Raw genomic sequence first — 21,314 nt, 5'->3', positions numbered from 1 at the left:
CGCACCCATTGGTCAAACCAGAGCCCCTATTTTTCGCGGATCTTGGCTCGCCGCAACCCCTCCAGAGCGATGTTTCCATAGGGGTTTCACAGCTCTGTGAACTTGCTCGCGTGCGAACAATTTCAGTGGCAAAGCGAGCGGAATTCTTCGGTTCCGACAGGGAATTCTCCCCCCCCTGATTTTCCCCTTGGATTTTCCGCAAAACTGATCCGAAAAACGAGGCTGTCGCGGTAACTGCGGTTTCCTTGACACGGCACACGGGAATATTCCCTAGTCGGAATATCTACTAACCAGCATCTACTGCAAAGCCGTTAACCGCGAATCTTCGCGTAGTAACCTGAAATGCATCGCGACTTATCTTGACTCATTCAAGATAAGCGGGCATGCTGAAGATATGACATCTCTAGACGGGATTGAGCAGGTGCTCAAAGCGGCTTCGATGCGAGTCACGCAACCACGCGTTGCGGTACTCGCTGCCGTAGCCGCGCACCCTCACGCGGATACCGAAACAATTATTTCGGCTGTCCACAGTGAGCATCCCACGGTGTCGCACCAAGCGGTCTACGATTCGCTCAAGCTTTTCACCAGTTTGGGCGTCATTCGCCAGATTCAGCCTCAAGGACATATCGCACGGTACGAGACCCGCGTGGGCGACAATCATCATCATGTGGTGTGCCGCCAATGCGGGAACCTGGCCGACGTCGACTGTGCTGTCGGCGGAGCACCTTGTCTGCACGCATCAGATGACCACGGATTCAAGATCGATGAAGCCGAGGTCATCTACTGGGGCACCTGCCCCGAATGCCAGGCCAAGAATCTGAACGAATAGCCGCCCGGCCCTAAGACTTTGTCATCTCACGAGCCATCTCGCGCGATGAACATCGAAACCTAAACCCCAAGAAATCCGGAAGGAAGAGCATATGTCTGAGACAACAGCAGGTCAGTGCCCGGTTGTAGGCAACACCGGTCGTGTACACCCGACTCAGGGCAACGCCAACACCGAGTGGTGGCCGAATAAGCTGAATCTGAAGATCCTTGCAAAGAACCAGGAGGCCACCAACCCTCTGGATGCAGACTTCGATTACATCAAGGCTTTCGAAGCTCTGGATCTGGCGGCAGTCAAGGCTGATCTTGCCGAGGTTATGACCAAGTCCTACGACTGGTGGCCAGCCGACTTCGGCCACTACGGTCCCTTCCTGATTCGCATGGCGTGGCACTCCGCTGGCACCTACCGCTCGCACGACGGCCGCGGTGGCGGCTCCGCCGGCCAGCAGCGCTTCGCTCCACTGAACTCGTGGCCAGATAACGTGAACCTGGACAAGGCTCGCCGTCTGCTGTGGCCAGTAAAGAAGAAGTACGGCCAGTCCATCTCCTGGGCTGACCTTATGATCCTGGCTGGCAACGTGGCTCTGGAAGACATGGGCTTCAAGACCTTCGGCTTCGCCGGCGGCCGCAAGGACGTTTGGGAGCCAGATGACGATGTTTACTGGGGCCCAGAAAAGGTCTGGCTGGATAGCGAACGCTACACAGGCGCCCGCAATCTGGAGGCACCTCTGGCAGCAGTCCAGATGGGTCTGATCTACGTGAACCCAGAAGGCCCGGACGGCGTTGCCGATCCGCTGGCTTCGGCAGCGGATATCCGCGAGACCTTCCGCCGCATGGGCATGGACGACGAAGAAACCGTCGCCCTGATTGCCGGTGGCCACACCTTCGGCAAGACCCACGGCGCCAGTGCCGAGTCCCACAAGAGCGGCGACCCGGAAGCAGCTCCACTGGAGATGCAGGGTCTGGGCTGGAAGTCCGACTTCGGCACCGGCCACGGCGATGACACCATCGGCTCCGGTCTGGAAGTTACCTGGACCTACCATCCAACCCGTTGGGACAACGAGTTCTTCCACATCCTCTTCGCTTACGAGTGGGAACTGTTCCACTCCCCTGCTGGTGCCCAGCAGTGGCGTCCAAAGGACAACGGCGGAGCCGACATGGTTCCAATGGCCCAGAACTCCTCGGTGCGCCGCGAACCACGCATGCTCACCAGCGACCTGGCCCTGCGCGTTGATCCTGCCTACGAGAAGATCTCCCGCGAGTTCAAGGACAACCAGCAGAAGTTCGCTGACGCTTTCGCTCGCGCTTGGTTCAAGTTGACCCACCGCGACATGGGCCCGAAGTCCCGCTACTTCGGTCCAGAGGTTCCTGCAGAGGACCTGCTGTGGCAGGATCCACTGCCAGCTGCACCAGAGACCACCCTGGGCGCCGCAGAGATTTCCGAACTCAAGGAACTGATCAAGAACTCCGGCCTGTCGGTACAGCAGCTGGTCTCCACCGCATGGAAGGCAGCGGCAACCTTCCGCTCGTCGGATAAGCGCGGCGGCGCCAACGGCGGCCGCATCCGCCTGGAGCCACAGGTTTCCTGGAGCGTGAACCAGCCAGAGCAGCTGAAGCCAGTTATCGCAAAGCTGGAAGAAATCGTTGACACCTTCAACGCTACTTCCGCTGTGAAGACCTCCTTCGCTGACGTTGTGGTTCTGGCCGGCAACGTAGGTGTTGAGCTGGGCGCTGCAGCTGGCGGCCAGCAGATCGAGGTTCCTTTCACCCCAGGTCGCGTTGACGCAACCCAGGAGCAGACCGACGTTGAGCAGTTCGCATGGCTGGAGCCAGTAGCTGACGGTTTCCGCAACTACGACTCGGGCTTCTTGAACCTGCCTTCCGAGTACCTGCTGCTGGACCGCGCCAACCTGTTGGGCCTGACCGCGCCAGAGACCACCGTACTGCTCGGCGGCCTGCGCGTACTGGGCAACAACTGGGACGGCTCGAACACCGGCGTGTTCACCGAGACCCCTGGTGCACTGACCAACGACTTCTTCGCTAACCTGCTGGAACTGGGCCTTGAGTGGACCCCGGATGCAGAAGAGAAGACCTACGCAACCACTGACGGCCGCTGGGTCGGCAGCCGCGTAGACCTGGTCTTCGGCTCGAACTCCGAGCTGCGCGCACTGGCCGAGGTTTACGCTTCGGACGACGCCAAGGAGAAGTTCGTCAAGGACTTCGCCGCAGCATGGGCCAAGCTCATGGATGCAGACCGCTTCGAGCTGCGCAAGTAAGCAGCCCACGGCGCACAACGGTGGCCGCCACCTTCCGATTGATTCGGAAGGTGGCGGCCACCGTCGTTAATTGAAAGCTGTCATTGTGCTGGCGTTAAGGAACTGGGTTGCCTAGTTCGCGCAGATCAGTCTTGCTCGTTTCGCGGGCCCATACCGCGCCAATCACAGCGAGGATCGAAGAGGCAGCTACGATCCACGCCGCAGGGCCCCAGTTGGCAGTCACATCTCCCACAAGGGCGGTGGCAAGCATCGGGGTGAACCCGGCGCAGAGGATGCCGATCTGCAGGCCGATGGCCATTCCCGAATAGCGCACCTTCACGTTGAACAGCTCGGAGAACCAGGCCGGGTAGACCGAGTTCGACGCGGCGTACGTTCCGGCCGTGATCAGCATGCTGGAAACAAAAATCATGGCCAGATTTCCGGTGGAAATCGTCAAGAAGTACACAAAGATCATCACGCCAGATCCCATGACGCCCGCGATAAAGACCTTCTTGCGCCCGTAGATGTCAGAGAGACGTGCGAAGAATGGCTGGCTGGCAATGGCAATGACATTGCCTGCGATGCTCACCCACAGCATGGTGGCAGCCGGGATGCCGACGGATACCGCGTAAGAGAGCCCAAAGGACTGCATGAATGTATTCGTGACGACTTGGAAGGACATCAGCGCCACCTGGACGAACTGCGCTGGGTGGGTGGTGATCATCTTGGTGAACGGCAGCTTGACCGTAGCGTCCGCTTCCTGCTTTTCCTCGAAGACCTCGGGCTCCTCCAATGAGCGGCGCACAAGGTAGGCGGCAACGAGAACCAAAAGCGAGAGCCAGAATGGGATCCTCCAGCCCCAGGCCAACCGCGCCGATTCTTCCATCGCGGCCACCGGAAGAAAAGCAAGCGACGCGAGGACGATACCGAAGGAAATGCCGCTCATGGAGAAGCTGGCGAAGAAGCCGCGGCGCCCTTCGGGCGCTTCCTCGGTGGACAGCGCCGAAGCGCCGGCTGTTTCCGCTCCTGCGGACAAGCCCTGCATCAGGCGCAAGATCACCAGAAGGGCCGGTGCCCAGTAGCCGGCTGTCGAGAAGTCCGGCAGCACGCCGATGAGGAAGGTTGCCGAGCCCATCAGCACCAGGGTCATCACCAGCGCCGCCTTGCGTCCCAGCCTGTCGCCGAGATGCCCGAAGAAGATCGCTCCGAATGGACGGGCGATGTAGGCGACGCCGAAGGTGGCAAACGAGGCCAGCAGCGCAATGGTCGCATCCCCGGCCGGGAAGAAGATCTTGGAGAAGATCAAGGAAGCCGCGGTCGCGTAGATGAAGAAGTCATAGTATTCCAGCGCGCCGCCGAGGAATCCCGCGAGCGCCGCTTTCTTGGCTCGCTTGAGCTTGCGCTGTTGCTCCTCATCGAGGTTCGGGCTCGTATGGGTGGTGGTCTTGCTCATGGGGTGTCCTTCCACAGCAGCGGGGATGATTCACGTCCTGCACTTATGCCAGTTGTACGCAATGCGCACATCTGTGCGATATGCGACAATGAATAAAGTACAGCAAAGGTGAGGCGTGTCACAAGATGTTAAACGGCCTGCGTCATCAACACTGAACCAGTTCGTCTCGGAAGGACAACAATGAGTTACGAGGACAACGCAACACAACTATTCATCATCGGATCCCACGCCTCCCACACCATGTCACCCGACCTCTGGAATCCAGTATTCAAAGAGCTTGGCAACAAGTGGGAGTATCTGACTTGGGACGTACCTGCGCAAAGCGGAATGCAGGAAGTGCATGACGGATTGCTCGCCGCGGACGTCATTGGCGCCAACGTGACCATGCCCCACAAGCAGTGGGCCGCGGCCATCGCGGACGAACGCTCCAAACAGGTCAGCCTCAGCGGCGCAGCAAACCTGTTGATTCGGCAGGACGATCAGCTCCACGGCTACAACACTGATCTGATTGCCGTAGAAAACAGGCTTGCCGCGAAATCCCATGATCACGTTTTGCTGCTCGGCGCAGGTGGCGCCGCTCGGGCCGCGCTGGTTGCGCTCAAGGGGCGCATCGGCACCGTCACCATCACGGACCGAAACCAGGATGTCGCAGCAGAGCTGTTGTCCCTGGCCAATGGCATGGGAATCCGGGGCAGGACCGTGGATTTCTCGCACGTTGCCGAAGCAGCCACGCAAGCCTCGCTGATCATCAATGCCACACCCATCGGCAAGTATCCAGAAGACCCAGCGCCTTGGGGCAAAACCCGGCTCACGCCTGGAACCTTTGTCTATGACTTCGTGTACGGCAAGCACGTCACGGGAACAATCCAGTCGGCCATAGACCAGGGCCTGGAATATTCCGACGGCTGGGAGCACCTGCTGCTTCAAGCCGAAGCGATGATTCCGCTGCTGGGCTTGGGAGAACAGACCGCTGCCCAGCTGCAGCTCTCCCTGAAGCGCATCCGCGAAAACAACTGAGCCGGGCTCTAGAACAGCGTGCCCGGCGCACCACCGAAGTCCGGATTTTCCAGCTTCAGCAATTCTGTTTTCGCTTCCAGTCCGCCCAGGTATCCGCCTAATGACCCATCAGTGCGCAGCACCCGGTGGCACGGCAGGACGATGGGGATCGGATTGGTCGCGCAGGCTGACCCGACGGCGCGTACGGCCTTCGGGTTGCCGATGCGCTCGGCCATTTGCGAGTAGCTCCAGGTATGCCCGTAGCCGATCTCGCCCAGCTCCAGCTGAACCTGGCGGCGGAAGGCAGTGGAGAGCTTGAGGTCCAAGGGCACGTCGAAATTGTGCCGGGTTCCGGCAAAGTACTCGTCCAGCTGCCTGGCCACGGCATCCAGGCGCGAAGGATCCTTGAGGATTCGCGGGCTGAGTTTTTGAGCGAGCAGTTCAAGGATCTTGTCGTGGTCTTCGGTTTCGAAGGCCACCCGCACCAGGCCAGCCGTGGTGCTGGCCAAAAGCAGCGAGCCTACCGGGCTATCAACGATGCGGTAGGAAACGTCGAGCAGTTCCTCGGCCTGCGCCTTGGCCCGAAGTTCATTGCCCAGTTTTTCCAAAAGCGCGGTTTCTTCTCCGGTTGCGGTTGGGTTGATTCTTGAGTCAGTCATGACTGCTCCTGCCACAGTGTGTCGTCGCCGAGTATCCGGCGAAGGTTCTTGATCCCGTCGCTGCCTGCACGCCGAGCCGCGGCCTCAGTCCCGGAAACCAGATGGGCTATATGCGCATAGCTCAACCCGCCGAGATACCTGTACCCGACTACCAGCCGTTGTTTCTGGGGCAATTGGGCAACCTCTTGCCAGAGCTGGAGGTTCTCCAGCTCCAGCCCAAGATCCGGTTGGCCGTCAGCGTGGTCCCATTGCTGGTGATCGTCAAGGATCTCCGGCTTGTTCCTGCGCAGTTCATCGATGGCCTTGTTGCGCGCGATACGCACCAGCCAGGCGAGGACATTGGCATCATCCGCCAGCTGCGGATAGGCCTTGAGCGCGGAAAGGAAGGTCTCGGACCAGGCGTCCTGGGCGCGGTGCTCATCAAGCAAGGCACGGCAAACCCGTAATACGTTCAGCCCATAATCCTGGACTATCCGCTCAAAGGGTACTTGCATGGCTCTCCTGAAGTTTGGCGCCTTGACGGGCTTTCACCATGTAAACGCAGTGCGCTGCAAAAGTGTGAGGTTCCGGAGAAGAAAACTTCCAGGTCCTAGCAGCTGACCAAATCGAGTTCTTCAGCCAGCTCGTTGAGGCGTTGGATATTGATCTGGATGATCTCGCCGTTTTCCACGCCTCGTGGCAGCTTGGTTCCAGCCAGTGCATCGCGGATGGCGCGCATGGTTGCGCCATGGCTCACCACGGCCACCTTCTTGCCGGCATGTTCCACCGACAGGTCAATCAAAGCGGGAATCGCCCGGCGCAGGATATCGTCGATGGGTTCGAGCTGGGACTGCAACGACACTGATTCCTCGTCGGAGACCTCGGCCATGATCCGGCCTTCCAACGGCCCGAATCCGCGTTCGATGAGATCCGGGACCGGCTGGCCGGTTTCTGCGTTTAATTCCTCGGCAATCAATGCGGCGGTTTCCTGGGCCCGGCCCAGAGGGGAAGCGAGGATCAAGGAGAAGCCCTGGCCTACCAATTCGCGGCCGACACCGCGGGCTTGTCCGCGTCCGGTGTCATTCAGTGGAATGTCGGTACGCCCTTGAAGGCGGCCAGCCAGATTCCAATCGGTCAGTCCGTGTCTGATCAACACCAGCGCAGTATCCATGAGTCCAGCGTACCGGCGAGCATGGATATCGAAGAATCTCCGATATTACGTCCAATACGCAACGTTACGACTCATAGTTAGGTCACGAACGGTCATGTTGCGAAGATTATTACACCATCCCGAGCGGCTGAGAGATCTGGTTCGATGAAGCCGCAGCAACCTGCCACATCCGGTGGTTACGGTGCTACCGCCAGAAACGATGCAGCCGCTTTTCCTGTTTAAGCAAAAACAGGAAGCGACATTGATTCCGGGATTCCTGCCTCGATCGCGCCACCGCCTAGCGGTGAATCGCGAAAACCCAATCGACAAGGAGTCGTAAGCCATCATGGCAGATCATCAGTTTGGATTCCGCACCCGCGCATTGCACGCCGGTGGCACCCCCGATGCCGAGCACGGCGCCCGCGCAGTGCCCATCTATCAGAGCACCTCATTCGTCTTCAAAGATGCCGATGACGCAGCCAACCTCTTCGCATTGCAGAAGTACGGCAACATCTACTCGCGCATCGGCAACCCGACCGTCGCTGCTTTCGAGGAGCGCATGGCTTCCCTGGAAGGCGGCATCGGCGCAGTAGCCACCGGCTCGGGCATGGCCGCCGAGTTCGTCACCTTCGCCGCCCTTGCCCAGGCCGGGGACCACATCGTGGCCTCCTCCAAGCTCTACGGCGGAACCATCACTCAGCTGGACGTCTCACTGCGCCGCTTCGGCATCAACACCACCTTCATCGACTCCAATGATCCAGCCGACTTCGAGGCCGCCATCCAGGAGAACACCAAGGCCGTCTACACCGAAGTGGTAGCCAACCCTTCGGGCGATATCGCCGACCTCAAGGGCCTGGCCGAGGTGGCGCACCGCCACCTGATTCCGCTGGTCGTCGACTCCACGCTCACTCCCCCATATATCTTGCGGCCGATCGAGCACGGTGCCGATATCGTGATCCACTCGGCAACCAAGTTCATCGGCGGCCACGGCACGACCCTTGGCGGCGTAGTGGTGGAATCCGGCAAGTTCAACTGGGGCAACGGCAAGTTCCCCGCCATGACCGAACCGGTAGCCAGCTACGGCAATGTCTCCTGGTGGGCCAACTTCGGCGAGTACGGCTTCCTGACCAAGCTGCGCAGCGAACAACTGCGCGACTTCGGCCCGGCGTTGCCAGCCCAGTCGGCGTTCCAGCTGCTGCAGGGCCTGGAGACCCTGCCTCAGCGCATGGACAACCATTTGGCCAATGCCAAGCAGGTTGCCGCATGGCTCGAAGCAGACCCGCGCGTCACCTACGTGAACTACGCGGGCCTGGAATCGCACCCGCAGCATGCGCACGCGAAGGAACTGCTGCCGATGGGAGTCGGCTCGGTCTTCAGCTTCGGCGTGAAGGGCGGGCGCGAAGCCGGCTCCAAGTTCATCGAAGCCTTGCAGCTGGCCAGCCACCTGGCCAATATCGGTGATGCCCGCACCTTGGTGCTGCACCCAGCGTCCACCACACACCAGCAGCTGAGCGCTGACCAGCTGGTTGCCGCCGGCGTTCCAGAAGACCTGATCCGCCTGTCGGTGGGTCTGGAAGATGTCGAGGACATCCTTTGGGATCTGGATCAGGCACTAACCGCTTCGCAGGAAGCCGTTGCTGGTTCTGCCGAAGAATTCGCGGCACCAACCTATGACGGTGCAGCTTGCGCCATTCCTGCCGCACCGAAGGGAGCTAACTAATGAGCACCACCGAACGCACCTGGGAAGGTCCGGGCGCAGCCGAGCGTCTGGGCATCCTGCGCGACACCAAGACCATTGCCATCGTGGGCGCATCGAACAAGCCCTCGCGTGCCAGCTACTTCGTCGCGACCTACCTGCTGTCTTCGTCCAAGTACAAGGTGTACTTCATCAACCCGGTACTGGATGAGATCTTGGGCCAGCCGGTCTACAAGTCTCTGGCAGATCTGCCAGAGACCCCGGACCTGGTGGAGGTCTTCCGCAAGCACGATGACCTGCCCTCGGTTTTGGACGAGGCCTTGGCTGTGGGCGCGAAGACCCTGTGGCTCCAGCTAGGTTCATGGCATGAAGACGTGGCACGCCGAGCGGAAGCAGCCGGCCTGAACGTCGTGATGGATCGTTGCGTCAAGATCGAGCACGCCCGTTTCCACGGCGGACTGCGCCTGGCCGGTTTTAATACGGGCGTGATTTCTTCCAAGCGCCAGGTGCTCGCCTAACCAGTCCTGATGATCTAATGCCGGCGCCGGGCAACTTATTTGGTTGCCCGGCACCGGCATTAGCTGTCTTTTACAGTCCAGCTCTAGGCGATCCGATAAGTTTCATCGCCGAATTTCGCTTCCACGAGCAACGTCCCACCGAGCGCTTCAACGTACCTGCGCAAAGTATCAACTTGTGCCCGCTCAACCGCGCCGTGCTCGATGTTGGAGACTCGTTTCTGGCTGACGTCCAGGACCTTAGCCATCGCGGTCTGCGTGAGTTCTGATTTTTCACGCAACTCCCTGGGACGATAGGCGCGGATTTCGGCGCGCAATTGATTCTCAAATATTGATGCGAGCTGTTCGTTCACAGGCCTTTGCGCCAGTAGCTCTTCGAGATTCTTAGTCATTGCGTCCGCCTTTCTGTAGCTGTTCTAAATGAGCTTCGTACAAATAATCCGCGACAGGAATGTTTTCTCGGTACCAGTTCTCCCAGTGTCCGCGCTTATCACCAGCCACCAATAAGTTGGCGTGCCCTGCGGGCTCATCTGCGAATTAGATGCGAATCCTTCTGGGACCCGGGAGCCTCAGCGCAGAATCACGTGAGCCTACGACTGTTCATCAAACGACATGAGCCAGCCTTCGATGATCTCGACATCAATCTCCCACATATCAAGATTTTGCTACCCATACGTTCTAGAACTCAAGAGGTATACGTGGTCACTTGAAAGAAGCTCAGATTAGTCGGCAAGAGTGAACCCGCGGCATCGGATCCCGAATGCCAGGACCTGCACAAACCGCGGACCCAGACTTGATTGATCAAAGTTTCCAGGCCGATTTTTGCGGCCCACAGGCATCTCATACGGCAAAATGCCAACTATAACCACTTTCAAATGTCCGGTTCGTTAAATTTCCCTCACATTTCACTTGACGTTCCCACGCATTCGGGCATAAAGTCATGGAAACACAGATTCATGTGGTGCAGGTCATGAGGAATCCCGGAGGCAGAAAATGTTCGCCGAAGAACGACACCGGCTGATCGTCGAGCAGCTCGAATCGGACGGAAAAGTTTCCGTCGCGCAACTCGCCGAACGCTTTGAAATCACCCGGGAAACGGTCCGCCGCGACCTCGCCCAACTCGAATCAGAGAACTTCTTGCGCCGCGTCCACGGCGGAGCGGTCACCACCACCGAGGCCAGCACCCGCGAGGAAAGCCACCTGGTGCGCACCGCAATCCACGCCGACGCGAAATCCCGCATCGCCCAGCGCGCCCTGAGCCTGCTGCCGGTCTCGGATGCCTCGGTCATCATCGATGCCGGCACCACCACCGAATTCCTCGCAGAACGCATGCTGCGCACCAACGCCAACGCCGGTTTGGTCGTCATCACCCACGCACTGCCCATCGCCTCGGTTCTGGTGCAGAGCCAGTCAGGCATCCTAGAGCTCATCGGCGGACGCGTGCGCGGACTGACCGGCGCGACCTCCGGAGCGCAGACCGTCGAGGAATACTCGCGGCACCGCGCGGACATCGCCTTCATCGGCACCAACGGCCTGCACGCAGGCTTCGGATTGAGCACCCCCGATCCGCTGGAAGCGGCCGTGAAGCGCGCACTGGTCACCAGCGCACGCCGCGTGGTCCTGCTGGCCGACAGCTCCAAGTTCGACCAGGAAACCCTGGTCTGCTTCGCCCGCCTGGATTCCATTGACACGCTGGTCACCGATCAGCAGCCCGGCGAGGAACTCGCCGCCGCCTTGGAAGCCGCAGATGTAGAAGTGGTGATCGCATGATTGTGACCCTGACCGTCAACCCGGCACTGGATAAAACCATTGAACTGGGCGAACCGCTCTCCCACGGCGCAGTACAGCGCGCCACCGCCAGCCACGTGCAGGCCGCCGGCAAGGGCGTGAACGTTTCCCGCGCCATCGCCGCGGCCGGCGTCCCGACCCTGGCCGTACTGCCCGGGGCCAGCACCGACCCGCTGATCACCGCGCTGTCCAGCGACAAGCTGGCGCACCGCACCCTGTCGATCACCGAACCGCTGCGCACCAACATCACGCTGACCGATCCCGATGGAACCACCACCAAGATCAACGAGCCAGGCCCGAGCCTGGACGCCGGCCAGCTCGCCGAGCTCAGCGCACTGGTCGCCGGGGCAGCCGCCGAAGCCAACTGGCTGGTGCTGGCCGGGTCGCTGCCGCCGGGAGTCCCCGCCGACTTCTACGCGCAGCTAACCGCTCGGCTTCGTGCCGAGCTGGGCGAGAAGTGCCCGAAGATCGCGGTGGACACCTCTGGCGCTCCGCTGATCGAGCTCTTCGCCCACAGCGCGCAGCACATCCCGGATCTAATCAAGCCCAACGCCGAAGAACTGGCCGAACTGGTCGGCGGCTGCGACGAGGAAGCGCTGGAAGGCTCGGTAGAGCTGGCCACCGAATGCTCGCAAAAGCTTTTGGCCAAGGGCATCGGCGCAGTCCTGGCCACCCTGGGCGCCAAGGGCGCCCTGCTGGTCACCGAGGATGGCGTCTGGCACGGATCGCACACCCCGATCACCCCGCGCAGCACGGTGGGGGCCGGCGACTCGTCGCTGGCCGGCTACCTGCTGGCAGATGTTGCAGGGGCCAGCGCCCCTGAACGGCTGAAAAACGCCGTCGCCTACGGGGCTGCCGCCACGCAGCTGCCAGGCTCCACCATCCCGACCCAATCCGATCTCACCGTTGACGCCGTCACCGTCCGCGAACTTACTCCAAAGCAAGGAACCGAGTCATGAGTGAACTAATCACCGCAGAGCTCGTGCTGCTCGATGCCGATCTGGGCAACAGCACGAGTGAAGTCATCGAAAAGCTGGCCTCGCTGGTTGCTGAACAGGGCCGTGCCACCGATGCAGGCGCCCTGGCTGCCGACGGCAAGGCCCGCGAAGCCAAGACCGCCACCGGCGTTCCCGGCGGCATTGCCATCCCGCATTGCCGTTCCGCCGCGGTGACCGAGCCGACCCTGGCCATGGCCCGCCTGAACCCGAAGGTCGACTTCGGCGCCAAGGACGGCGAAGCCGACCTGGTCTTCTTCATCGCCGCCCCGGATGGCGCCGACCAGGCGCACCTGAAGCTGCTCTCCAAGCTCGCTCGTGCGCTGGTGAAGAAGTCCTTCACCGGCTCGCTGCGCGAAGCGCAGAGCGAAGCGGAGATTGTGGAACTGGTACGCGAGGTTGTTGCCGACAAGCCGGCCGCCGCCCCTGCAGCCGCACCCACAGCAGCTGCCCCGGCCGCGGCCACCGCTCCAGCCGCTTCCGAGGCCCCGGCAGCCACTGCGGGACCTAAGAAGAAGTCGATCGTCGCGGTGACCGCATGCCCTACCGGCATCGCCCACACCTACATGGCCGCCGACTCGCTGGCCCAGACCGCCGAGGAAATGGGCGTGGAGTTCGCGGTGGAAACCCAGGGCTCCTCGGGCTCCACCCCGCTGGATCCAGCAGTCATTGAAGCTGCCGACGCCGTGATCTTCGCGGTGGACGTAGACGTGCGCGACCGCGGCCGCTTCGCCGGCAAGCCGGTCATCCAGGTTCCGGTCAAGCGCGGCATCGATGAGCCGGAAAAGCTGATCAACGACGCCATCGCCGCCTCCGAGGATCCGCAGGCACGCCGCGTTCCTGCAGGCGCCGCGGCAAGCACCGAAGAGAACAAGGACAACGAGTCCTTCGGCGCCGGGCTGAAGCGTGCCCTGCTCACCGGTGTCTCCTACATGATTCCGTTTGTGGCCGGTGGCGGTCTGCTCATCGCCCTGGGCTTCCTCTTCGGCGGCTACGACATCACCGATGTTGCCGACAAGTACCTGACCGAGAACACCCTGTTCAACCTGCCGGATGCCGGCTTCATGGCCTACATCGGCGCGGTGGCGTTCAAGATCGGTAACCTCTCCATGAGCTTCCTGATCCCGGCATTGGCAGGCTACATCGCCTACGCCTACGCAGACCGCCCGGGCATCGCCCCAGGCTTCACCGCCGGTGCGGTGGCAGGCTTCATGGGTGCCGGCTTCATCGGCGGCATCGTCGGCGGTTTGATCGCCGGCCTGGCCTGCCGCTGGATCGGTTCCTGGAACGTGCCACGCTGGATGCGTGGGTTGATGCCGGTAGTTATCACCCCACTGTTGGGCTCAATTATTGCCTCGGGCCTGATGTTCCTGTTCCTTGGTGGTCCAATCGCCAAGCTGACCGAAGCTTTGAACAGCTGGCTCTCGGGCATGTCCGGCACTGCAGCTGCAGTACTGGGTCTGATTCTTGGTCTGATGATGGCCGTAGATCTTGGCGGGCCAGTGAACAAGGTGGCCTACTCCTTCGCAGTTGCTGGCCTGGGTACCGCTTCACTGGCCGATAACCCCGCCCCGATGATGATCATGGCTGCTGTGATGGCTGCCGGTATGGTTCCGCCACTGGCTTTGGCCCTGGCCACCACCGTCGCTTCCAAGCTGTTCACCGAAGCCGAACGCGAAAACGGCAAGGCCGCCTGGCTGCTGGGTGCCGCATTCATCTCCGAAGGCGCCATTCCATTCGCCGCAGCTGACCCGCTGCGCGTGATCCCGGCTTCGATGGTGGGCGCCGGCGTCACCGGCTCGCTGATCATGAGCTTCGATGTGGTCAGCCAGGCCCCGCACGGCGGCATCTTCGTCTTCTTCGCCATGAACAACACCTGGCCGCTGTTCCTGCTGGCCACCTTGATTGGTACGGTTATCTCAGCAGTGTTGGTCATCGTTTTGAAGAAGTACGTACGCAAGGCTCCTGTGGGAGCCGCTGAACCGGCAAAGGTCGCAGCATGAGCAAGAAGTTCACCGGAGTAGGCGTGAGCGCTGGACGCGTCATTGGACACGTCCGCCGCATGCCTGAACCAATCCTTCCACCAGCAGATGGCGCGCCGCTGCCGGCGGGCGTGAGCCCGGAGGAAGAAACCCAGCGTCTGGCCGAGGCTTCCAAGGCCGTGGCCGCCGGGCTCAAGGAGCGCGCGGCGCTGGCCACCGGAGATGCGCAGGCCGTGCTGAAGGCCACCGCATTGATGGCCAGCGACCGTTCGCTGATCAAGTCCGCCACCAAGCTGGTAGCCGGCGGCACCTGCGCCGAATCGGCGATCTGGGAGGCCGCTGACGCGGTCGCCACCCAGCTCACCGCGCTGGGCGGCTACATGGCTGAACGCGCCGGCGACGTGCTGGACGTGCGCGCCCGCATCGTGGCAGAACTGCGCGGGGTCCCTGCCCCGGGCATCCCGGATTCGGATGAGCCATTCATCCTGGCCGCCGTGGATCTGGCTCCAGCGGACACCGCGACCCTGGACCCGGCCAAGGTGCTGGCCCTGGTCACCTCCGATGGCGGACCGCAGTCGCACACCGCGATCATCGCCCGCTCGCTGGGACTGCCGGCCATCGTTGCCGCTCCGGAAACCACCGAGCTGGCCGACGGGGACTACGTCTTTGTCGACGGCATCGACGGACAGGTCATCACCGACCCCACCGAAGCCGAAGAGCACCTGGCCTCCACCTACGCCAACCGCGAGGTCCTGCCGGACTTCTCCGGCACCGGCGAGCTGGCCGATGGCTACCGCGTTCCGCTGCTCTCCAATGTGGGCAGCGGCGAGGACGCCCAGCTGGCAGCTGAAGCCGGCGCCGAAGGCGTGGGCCTGCTGCGCACCGAGTTCTGCTTCCTGGGCAAGGAAAAAGAGCCGACCCATGAGGAGCAGGTTGCTGCTTACGGCGCCGTTTTTGCCGCCTTCCCGGGCAAAAAGGTTGTTGTTCGCACCCTGGATGCCGGCGCGGATAAGCCGTTGCCATTCTTGACCGATTCCAGCGAGCCGAACCCGGCACTGGGTGTTCGCGGCTACCGCACCGACCTGACCAGCCCGGGTGTGCTGGAACGCCAGCTCAAGGCCATCGCCCAGGCGACCAGCGAGCACGAGGCAGATGTCTGGGTCATGGCCCCGATGATCTCCACCCCGGCCGAGGCACAGGATTTCGCCGAGATGGCCAAGGCTGCTGGCCTGGCTACCGCTGGAACCATGATCGAAGTGCCTTCAGCCGCCGTCCTGGCCGGACAGATCCTGCAGCGCTGCGACTTCGTCTCCATTGGCACCAATGACCTGACCCAGTACACCATGGCTGCGGATCGCCAGCTGGGCACCCTTGCCGAGCTGAATGATCCTTGGCAGCCAGCAGTGCTTCATATGGTCGCTGCCACCACCGCTGGAGCACAAAGCGCCGACGGTAAGCCAGTAGGTGTTTGTGGTGAAGCCGCTGCCGACCCGGCCCTGGCCGTAGTGTTGGTGGGCTTAGGTGTCACCACCTTGTCGATGAACAAGCGCGCGCTGGCTCCGGTCTCCGCAGTACTGCGCACCGTGGACTTCGCCAAGGCCCAGCGCCTGGCCAAGCTGGCACTGGATGCGCCGTCTGCCGAGCTGGCCCGCAGCGCTGTTCGCGCCGAGCTGAGCGAACTGGACCGCTTCGGCCTGTAGGCCACTAGAATTTATCTTCAACGACCGTTCACAAGATCCTGAAGGAGCCATCATGGCAGAACGTAAAGCAATCATCGGCAGCCGCGTCGGCCTGCACGCCCGCCCGGCGGCCATCTTCGCCGAAGCAGCAGCAGAGCTTCCGGTAGAGGTCACCATCGCCCTGGAAGGCGAGCCAGCGGACGAGGCCATGGACGCTTCGAGCATCCTCTCGCTGATGGGCCTGGGCGCTGAGCACGGCACCACCGTGGTCCTGCGTGCCGAGGGCGAAGGCGCAGAAGCTGCCCTTGACCAGCTGGTCACCATCTTGGAGACCGACCACGACGCTGAGTAATTCTTAGCTCAAAAACGGGGAACAAGCTACGGCTTGTTCCCCGTTTTTTGTGGTCAAATTACCGATTGACAGAACTCAATCACTTAGCGGATGATGATACTTACGCACTAACGTAGGAGTTTGCATGAGCGCGCTCAAGACCTCCGCGCTGCGCCTCATCAAGCCCTTCGCCATCCGCGATTACGCCCTGCTGGCCAGCGCCCTTGTTTTCTCGACCTTTGCCGCGGGCATGTGGAGCGTGGCCATGGTCTACCAGGTACGCAGGCTGGATGGCGGACCGGTAGAACTGTCCATGGTCGCGACCGCCAACGCCGTGGGCCTGCTGTGCTTTGTGCTGTTCGGCGGCATCATGGCCGACCGGCATTCATGCCGTCGCATTGTGCTGCTGGTGGAGACCTTTTCCTTTGCCCTGATGAGCATCACCGCGATTCTCGCAATTTCCGGTGCACTGGAACTATGGCACCTGATGGTGGCCGGATTCTTCATGGGTGCCGCATCAGCATTCTTCTACCCGTCCTACTCTGCGCTGCTGCCCAAGATGCTGCCCAGCGATCAGCTTCTGGCCGCCAACGGGCTGGAGGGAACCGTGCGCCCCGTGGTGCATACCGCGCTGGGCCCCATGGCCGCAGGCTTCCTCGTCGCCGCGCTGTCACCGGCCCACGCCATCATTGGCGTGGCCTTGGTGCACTTCTCTGCTTTGCTGATGCTACGCAGGATCCCCAACCGGGATGCCTACAACGCCGCAGCGGTCGCTGACGGCGAAGCGAAACCGGGCATTGTCCGCCAATTGCGTGAGGGAGTCGGCTATACCGTGCGCACCCGCTGGCTGTTATGGACCCTGTTGTTTTCGGTCATCTCCGTATTCACCTTCATCGGCCCCTTCGAAGTGCTCTTGCCTTTTATCGTCAGCGACAACCTGCATGGCGATGCGAAACTTTTCAGTTTTGCATTGGCGTTCTTCGGCGTCGGATCAGCGCTGGGTTCATTGCTGATTGCCTCGGCTAAATTTCCGCGCCGCTATCTGAGCCTGATGACCGCTTGCTGGTGCCTGGGCACCTTGCCCTTGGCCATGGTTGGCTATGTTGATGAAGCATGGATGCTGTTCATCATCCTCTTGGCCTTCGGCATCACCGACGCGGTGGGCATGGTCATCTGGGGAACGCTCTTGCAGCGCAGGGTGCCCAGCCGGCTGCTGGGCCGGATTTCCAGCCTCGACTTCTTCGTTTCGCTGGCACTGATGCCGCTGTCCATGGCGGTCGCAGGACCCCTTACCCAGGTTCTGAGCCTGCAATCGATATTCGTCATCGCGGGCCTCGCCTCGCCGGTCTTCGGAATCATCGCTTGGTGGGCTGGAAAGTTCGCTCGAGACGAAGTGGAACATCCGCTGGTGGATGAGCCTTTGCCCGTAACCGAGAGGTGAGCCCGGGCCGTTGCCGAAGTTCACCCCTCGGCTTGCTCTTGCATCCCTGCGCACCGCAGTTGAACGGATGGGTAATTTTCGGCCCATTCACTGTGGCGCTCTGTACCAATCTCGCCACCTCGGATAACACTAGAAGGATGAGCCGACAACTTTCCCGCTGGAGCATGCTTGCCATGGCGCTGCTGGGCGCTACAAGTGCCGCGTCCTGCTCTGCCACCACCGGGGCGGAGCCGCAGGCCCAATCCCCCAGCCAGTCCGCCAGCGAACAAGTTGATTGCTCCGTGCAGCGCTGCGTCGCGCTCACATTTGATGATGGCCCGGACCAGTTCACCGATGAGTTGCTGGATACCTTGAAGGCCACCGAAACCCCTGCCACGTTCTTCCTCATCGGAAGCAAGGTCCAGAAGCTCCCTGGCACGCTCCAGCGCATGGCAGCTGAAGGCCACCAGATCGGCAGCCACACCTGGGACCATTCGGATATCACCAAGCTGTCAGCCCAGCAGCTGAAGCAACAGCTGGATCGCACGGATGCCGCCATCAAAAAGGCGACAGGGCAGAGCCCCAGCGTTTTCCGTCCGCCGCTAGGACATCACGACAAGGCGCACAATCAGCTGGTCCCTTACCCACTGGTGCTTTGGGACATCCACACCCATGATGGGCGGCTGAAGAATTCCGAAAAGATCGTGAAGGTCACGATGGATACCGTCCAGCCGGGCTCCATCATCCTGATGCACGATCCTCGCAAGACCACCGTCCAAGCCATTCCCGAAATGGTGTCGCAGCTGCGAGCCAAGGGCTATACCCCGGTAACCGTGGACCAGCTCTTCGCCGGGGAAATGGAGGATTCCGTGGTGTATTCATCGGCGCCGCTCGATCCCGCGCAGCAGTAATTATCAAGGCGCTTGTTCAGCATAAAGACGCAGCTGATCCAGCTTGTCCCCCTCGCTTTCGCGAACGTTCGCAGCGAGTTCCTCGCACTGTTCCACGCTCAAATCAGGATTGATGATCGCCACTTGCAATACCACTTCGGTGTATCCGGCGTCGTCCTTCAGGTCATACCGATAGGACAGGCCATCCGGGTTTTCTGAGGTGTGGAGAATGAGCAATCGATTGTCGATGAGTTTATGGACGCGATAGACGCGTTCATGTCCGGAGACCCGATAGACCAGATTGGTGCCCACCTTCAATTCGGGGTCATCTGAATGCATGGAACCAATCCCATGGATCCACAAGGGAGCTGCTGCCCAGTCGGTTAGCAATTCCCAGACGCGGTGCACCGGAAGATGAATGAGAACGGTGCTTTCAAAAACACTGAACTGCCTCATACCGGAATCGTTGCACTCCCATGGGTGAATGGGAATAGCTTTCAGAAGATTCGGGCAGAAAAAAGCCGGCGTCAAACAGTTGTCCTGTTTGGCGCCGGCCACGGGCGTTATTGGTGTTTACCAGTCTTCATCATCAACGTCGGCTTCCGAGATTCCCAGCTCCGGCTCCTGCTCCAGGTCGAAGTTGTACCAGGCCTCGGTGAAATCAGCCATGGAATCCAGCGCATCCTGCGCATCACCGTCCAAAACCTCAAGGGCTTCGGGGCTGTTAAGCACTGCGGTCACCGCAACGAATGGGTGATGCTCAAAGTAATCGGTTGGGGTGGCATCTTCGTTAAACGTCAGATTCTCGCTCTGCGCAAAGAGTTCGACGTACTGAGCCACTGCCTCGGGCAGACGGCTCAGGTTGATGCCAGTCAGGGACTCATTGTAGATTTCAGCAGTTGCGTCAGCCCACTGCTCAATGAGCTCTTCGCTCATCATTGCCATCTGATTATCCACCTCGTGGTCGGGGTTTTTGCTTCACGTAATTCGGTAGCAATTCATCTTATTTCTTCAGCGCGAGCATGCCAAGACAGAATCTTCAGTTGGATTGTGATCTTTTCGACCGCGTGATTTTCGACGGCTGTTACTGATCCAGAGAAGGGACATCAGGCAGTTCAGGCATAGGTGAAAAGCTGAAGTCGTCGAGCTTCGGTACAGGTGATTTGGTCAGCTGGTCAAGCTGTTCGGGCGTCAACTCGACCGGCCCGCCAGGCCCATCTTCCACCGGGCCGCCGGAATCTTCCGAGGGCTGAGGGACGCCACCGAGCAGCGAGAGGGACACTGCGAAGGCGATGAGCCCGAACACCAAATGCACGGCAATGAAGTACAGTCCACCAAGGTTGCCTCGGAGCAAGGCGAATCCCCTCGATTTTGCAGAGGAGCTCACTGCGAGCCCGTACGCGAAGGCGTTGTCCTTGAATCCCAAACGGAATTGGCAATAGGCCAGGACTGCGCCGATGACCAAGAGGCCAAGTCCTGCCGACCCCAGGGGCACTGCGGCCAGCTGGCTTGGATGCGCCATGCACACGCCAAAAAGAATCAGATGAGCCAATACCAAGAGGACACGTTTCCAGAACCCAGCAGCGTATCCACCGCTCAGGCGCACCAGGTGTATCCGGCGTTCTTCAGGATCCTGGCGATCTTCCGGAGGACCCGAAATCTCGCGGAAAATCAGCGCCGCACCTGCCCGGCCCGCCGCGGCACCAAGAATCATCATGATTGCTCCCGCCATCGGGGCAATGCAACCTGCAATCGCTCCGATGAGGGCTGCGGCCCAGCTGATCTGGTACGCGCGGGCGGCTTTGGGCAGGCTCGGAAAACGGGCATGGATATCTTTGATATATCCAGCTGGGAGGGACTTCTCGCTCTTCCTGTAGGTGGCGATATTCCACCAGGCAAAGAGCCCGGCGCAAACTGACACCAACGCAATGGCAATAAGGAGAACCGGCAAGCTGGCGCCAACCCCGAAAGAGGAGATGGCCGCAAGAAGAGGAATGAACAGCCACCAGCGGTTCGCATAAACCGCCTGCTTGGCGAGGAAGTTCTCTGCGTAGTCCTCGTGCAGCTTTTCATTCATGGGGTCGCTGGCCAGCATGCCGCGCAGCAGTTGGCCGTGGTCCCCCACGATCTTGTGGCCTTTTTCAATGCTTCCAGCTGAACGCAATAGGCCCTGATGATGCGGGTCGATGCGCAGTCCTGCTTCGAGGTGCCTCAACGCGCTGCGCTGGTCCCCGGCCATATCGGCTGCAAGTGCAGCGCCTTGATAGAAGTCAGGGTTTTCCGGCTCCAGCATCAGCGCATGTTCGGTGGCCTGGCGGGCCAGGATCCGCTCGTCATTATTCTGCACATTTCCCAGCAGGATCATTCCCAGCAGGTGATGGCCACGGGCATACTCCGGTTCCACGGCAATGACCTGCTGGATCGTCGCCAAGGCTTCATCGCGGCGGCGCAGCCTGGAGAGCGCAACCGCCAGCTGTTCTCCGGCTACTGGATGTTCAGGGTTCAGACCTAGCGCCGCCCGTGCGGTGCCTTCGGCTTCGTCCCACTGTTCCAGGTTCAGATGGCAGGCCGAATAGAGCATCCAGAATTCGGCAACCTGCTGATACTCGTTGAGATTATCCTTGAGCAGGCTGATGGCTTCGGTTTCCCTGCCGGTCGCCAGGTGGTGGCTGATTCTGGTGTAGAGGACGTCAAATTCCAT

General features: G+C 60.9%; 20 protein-coding genes and 1 riboswitch. Of the genes, 12 read left to right on the top strand and 8 right to left on the bottom strand.

The annotated features are described in order from the left end of the window. Positions 1-394 precede the first annotated feature (394 nt). Both D3791_RS09695 and katG read left to right on the top strand, forming a co-directional pair. Positions 395-829, top strand: coding sequence for a Fur family transcriptional regulator (locus tag D3791_RS09695; protein WP_022875388.1), 435 nt, complete (start codon positions 395-397; stop codon positions 827-829). Positions 830-920: 91 nt separating this feature from the next. After that, positions 921-3,101, top strand: a complete 2,181-nt coding sequence (katG, locus tag D3791_RS09690; protein WP_172512040.1) for a catalase/peroxidase HPI — start codon at positions 921-923, stop codon at positions 3,099-3,101. Positions 3,102-3,195: 94 nt separating this feature from the next. On the opposite strand, the gene D3791_RS09685 is transcribed toward katG, so the two are convergent. Next, positions 3,196-4,533 (bottom strand): MFS transporter, encoded by a 1,338-nt coding sequence (locus D3791_RS09685; protein ID WP_172512039.1) that lies wholly within the window; start codon positions 4,531-4,533, stop codon positions 3,196-3,198. 180 nt (positions 4,534-4,713) lie between these two features. On the opposite strand from D3791_RS09685, the gene D3791_RS09680 reads away from it, so the two are divergent. Then, positions 4,714-5,550, top strand: coding sequence for a shikimate dehydrogenase family protein (locus tag D3791_RS09680; RefSeq protein WP_172512038.1), 837 nt, complete (start codon positions 4,714-4,716; stop codon positions 5,548-5,550). An 8-nt stretch (positions 5,551-5,558) separates the two neighbouring features. Here the strand turns inward: D3791_RS09680 and D3791_RS09675 are convergent, their stop codons facing one another. The 3 genes from D3791_RS09675 to D3791_RS09665 all read right to left on the bottom strand — a co-directional run bounded on the left by D3791_RS09675 (position 5,559) and on the right by D3791_RS09665 (position 7,323). Continuing rightward, the gene (locus tag D3791_RS09675; RefSeq protein ID WP_172512037.1) at positions 5,559-6,188 is read right to left on the bottom strand and encodes a methylated-DNA--[protein]-cysteine S-methyltransferase; all 630 of its coding nucleotides are present in this window, start codon (positions 6,186-6,188) and stop codon (positions 5,559-5,561) included. Further along, complete coding sequence (locus tag D3791_RS09670) at positions 6,185-6,682, bottom strand: RNA polymerase sigma factor (protein WP_172512036.1); 498 nt, start codon at positions 6,680-6,682, stop codon at positions 6,185-6,187. The genes D3791_RS09675 and D3791_RS09670 overlap by 4 nt, the downstream gene beginning before the upstream one ends. 95 nt (positions 6,683-6,777) lie before the next feature. Continuing rightward, positions 6,778-7,323, bottom strand: a complete 546-nt coding sequence (locus tag D3791_RS09665) for a histidine phosphatase family protein (RefSeq protein ID WP_172512035.1) — start codon at positions 7,321-7,323, stop codon at positions 6,778-6,780. Positions 7,324-7,449: 126 nt separating this feature from the next. Beyond that, positions 7,450-7,544: riboswitch (SAM riboswitch) on the top strand. Between the two features lie 119 nt (positions 7,545-7,663). Between D3791_RS09665 and D3791_RS09660 the strand changes: the two genes are divergently transcribed. Both D3791_RS09660 and D3791_RS09655 read left to right on the top strand, forming a co-directional pair. Continuing rightward, the gene (locus D3791_RS09660; RefSeq protein ID WP_022875381.1) at positions 7,664-9,037 is read left to right on the top strand and encodes an O-acetylhomoserine aminocarboxypropyltransferase/cysteine synthase family protein; all 1,374 of its coding nucleotides are present in this window, start codon (positions 7,664-7,666) and stop codon (positions 9,035-9,037) included. Further along, positions 9,037-9,531, top strand: a complete 495-nt coding sequence (locus tag D3791_RS09655) for a CoA-binding protein (protein WP_061952809.1) — start codon at positions 9,037-9,039, stop codon at positions 9,529-9,531. The genes D3791_RS09660 and D3791_RS09655 overlap by 1 nt, the downstream gene beginning before the upstream one ends. Before the next feature lie 83 nt (positions 9,532-9,614). Here the strand turns inward: D3791_RS09655 and D3791_RS09650 are convergent, their stop codons facing one another. Beyond that, positions 9,615-9,920 carry a helix-turn-helix domain-containing protein gene (locus tag D3791_RS09650; RefSeq protein ID WP_172512034.1) on the bottom strand — a complete coding sequence of 102 codons (306 nt, stop codon included), beginning with the start codon at positions 9,918-9,920 and terminating at the stop codon, positions 9,615-9,617. Between the two features lie 601 nt (positions 9,921-10,521). On the opposite strand from D3791_RS09650, the gene D3791_RS09645 reads away from it, so the two are divergent. The 7 genes from D3791_RS09645 to D3791_RS09615 all read left to right on the top strand — a co-directional run bounded on the left by D3791_RS09645 (position 10,522) and on the right by D3791_RS09615 (position 18,634). Further along, a complete protein-coding gene (locus tag D3791_RS09645) occupies positions 10,522-11,298 on the top strand; it encodes a DeoR/GlpR family DNA-binding transcription regulator (RefSeq protein ID WP_022875378.1) in 777 nt (258 codons plus the stop codon). Next, positions 11,295-12,275: a 1-phosphofructokinase family hexose kinase gene (locus tag D3791_RS09640; protein WP_022875377.1), complete on the top strand. Its 981-nt coding sequence runs from the start codon at positions 11,295-11,297 to the stop codon at positions 12,273-12,275. The genes D3791_RS09645 and D3791_RS09640 overlap by 4 nt, the downstream gene beginning before the upstream one ends. Next, positions 12,272-14,314, top strand: coding sequence for a PTS fructose transporter subunit IIABC (locus D3791_RS09635; protein ID WP_172512033.1), 2,043 nt, complete (start codon positions 12,272-12,274; stop codon positions 14,312-14,314). The genes D3791_RS09640 and D3791_RS09635 overlap by 4 nt, the downstream gene beginning before the upstream one ends. After that, complete coding sequence (gene ptsP, locus D3791_RS09630) at positions 14,311-15,993, top strand: phosphoenolpyruvate--protein phosphotransferase (protein WP_172512032.1); 1,683 nt, start codon at positions 14,311-14,313, stop codon at positions 15,991-15,993. Before D3791_RS09635 ends, ptsP begins: the two co-directional genes overlap by 4 nt. Before the next feature lie 52 nt (positions 15,994-16,045). Then, the gene (locus tag D3791_RS09625; protein ID WP_022875374.1) at positions 16,046-16,324 is read left to right on the top strand and encodes an HPr family phosphocarrier protein; all 279 of its coding nucleotides are present in this window, start codon (positions 16,046-16,048) and stop codon (positions 16,322-16,324) included. Positions 16,325-16,448: 124 nt separating this feature from the next. Further along, entirely contained in the window at positions 16,449-17,744 is a 1,296-nt protein-coding gene (locus tag D3791_RS09620) for an MFS transporter (protein WP_172512031.1), read from the top strand. 137 nt (positions 17,745-17,881) lie between these two features. Further along, complete coding sequence (locus tag D3791_RS09615) at positions 17,882-18,634, top strand: polysaccharide deacetylase family protein (RefSeq protein WP_172512030.1); 753 nt, start codon at positions 17,882-17,884, stop codon at positions 18,632-18,634. A gap of 3 nt (positions 18,635-18,637) precedes the next feature. On the opposite strand, the gene D3791_RS09610 is transcribed toward D3791_RS09615, so the two are convergent. The 3 genes from D3791_RS09610 to D3791_RS09600 all read right to left on the bottom strand — a co-directional run bounded on the left by D3791_RS09610 (position 18,638) and on the right by D3791_RS09600 (position 21,314). Further along, positions 18,638-19,171, bottom strand: a complete 534-nt coding sequence (locus D3791_RS09610; RefSeq protein ID WP_172512029.1) for an SRPBCC family protein — start codon at positions 19,169-19,171, stop codon at positions 18,638-18,640. A gap of 15 nt (positions 19,172-19,186) precedes the next feature. After that, positions 19,187-19,558, bottom strand: a complete 372-nt coding sequence (locus tag D3791_RS09605; protein ID WP_022875370.1) for a hypothetical protein — start codon at positions 19,556-19,558, stop codon at positions 19,187-19,189. Positions 19,559-19,697: 139 nt separating this feature from the next. Next, entirely contained in the window at positions 19,698-21,314 is a 1,617-nt protein-coding gene (locus tag D3791_RS09600) for a tetratricopeptide repeat protein (protein ID WP_172512028.1), read from the bottom strand.

Source organism: Glutamicibacter mishrai (genome assembly GCF_012221945.1).
In the GTDB taxonomy this organism is placed as follows: domain Bacteria; phylum Actinomycetota; class Actinomycetes; order Actinomycetales; family Micrococcaceae; genus Glutamicibacter; species Glutamicibacter mishrai.
The sequence above is the reverse complement of the archived record's forward strand: the minus strand, read 5'-3'. Positions and strand labels throughout refer to the sequence as shown.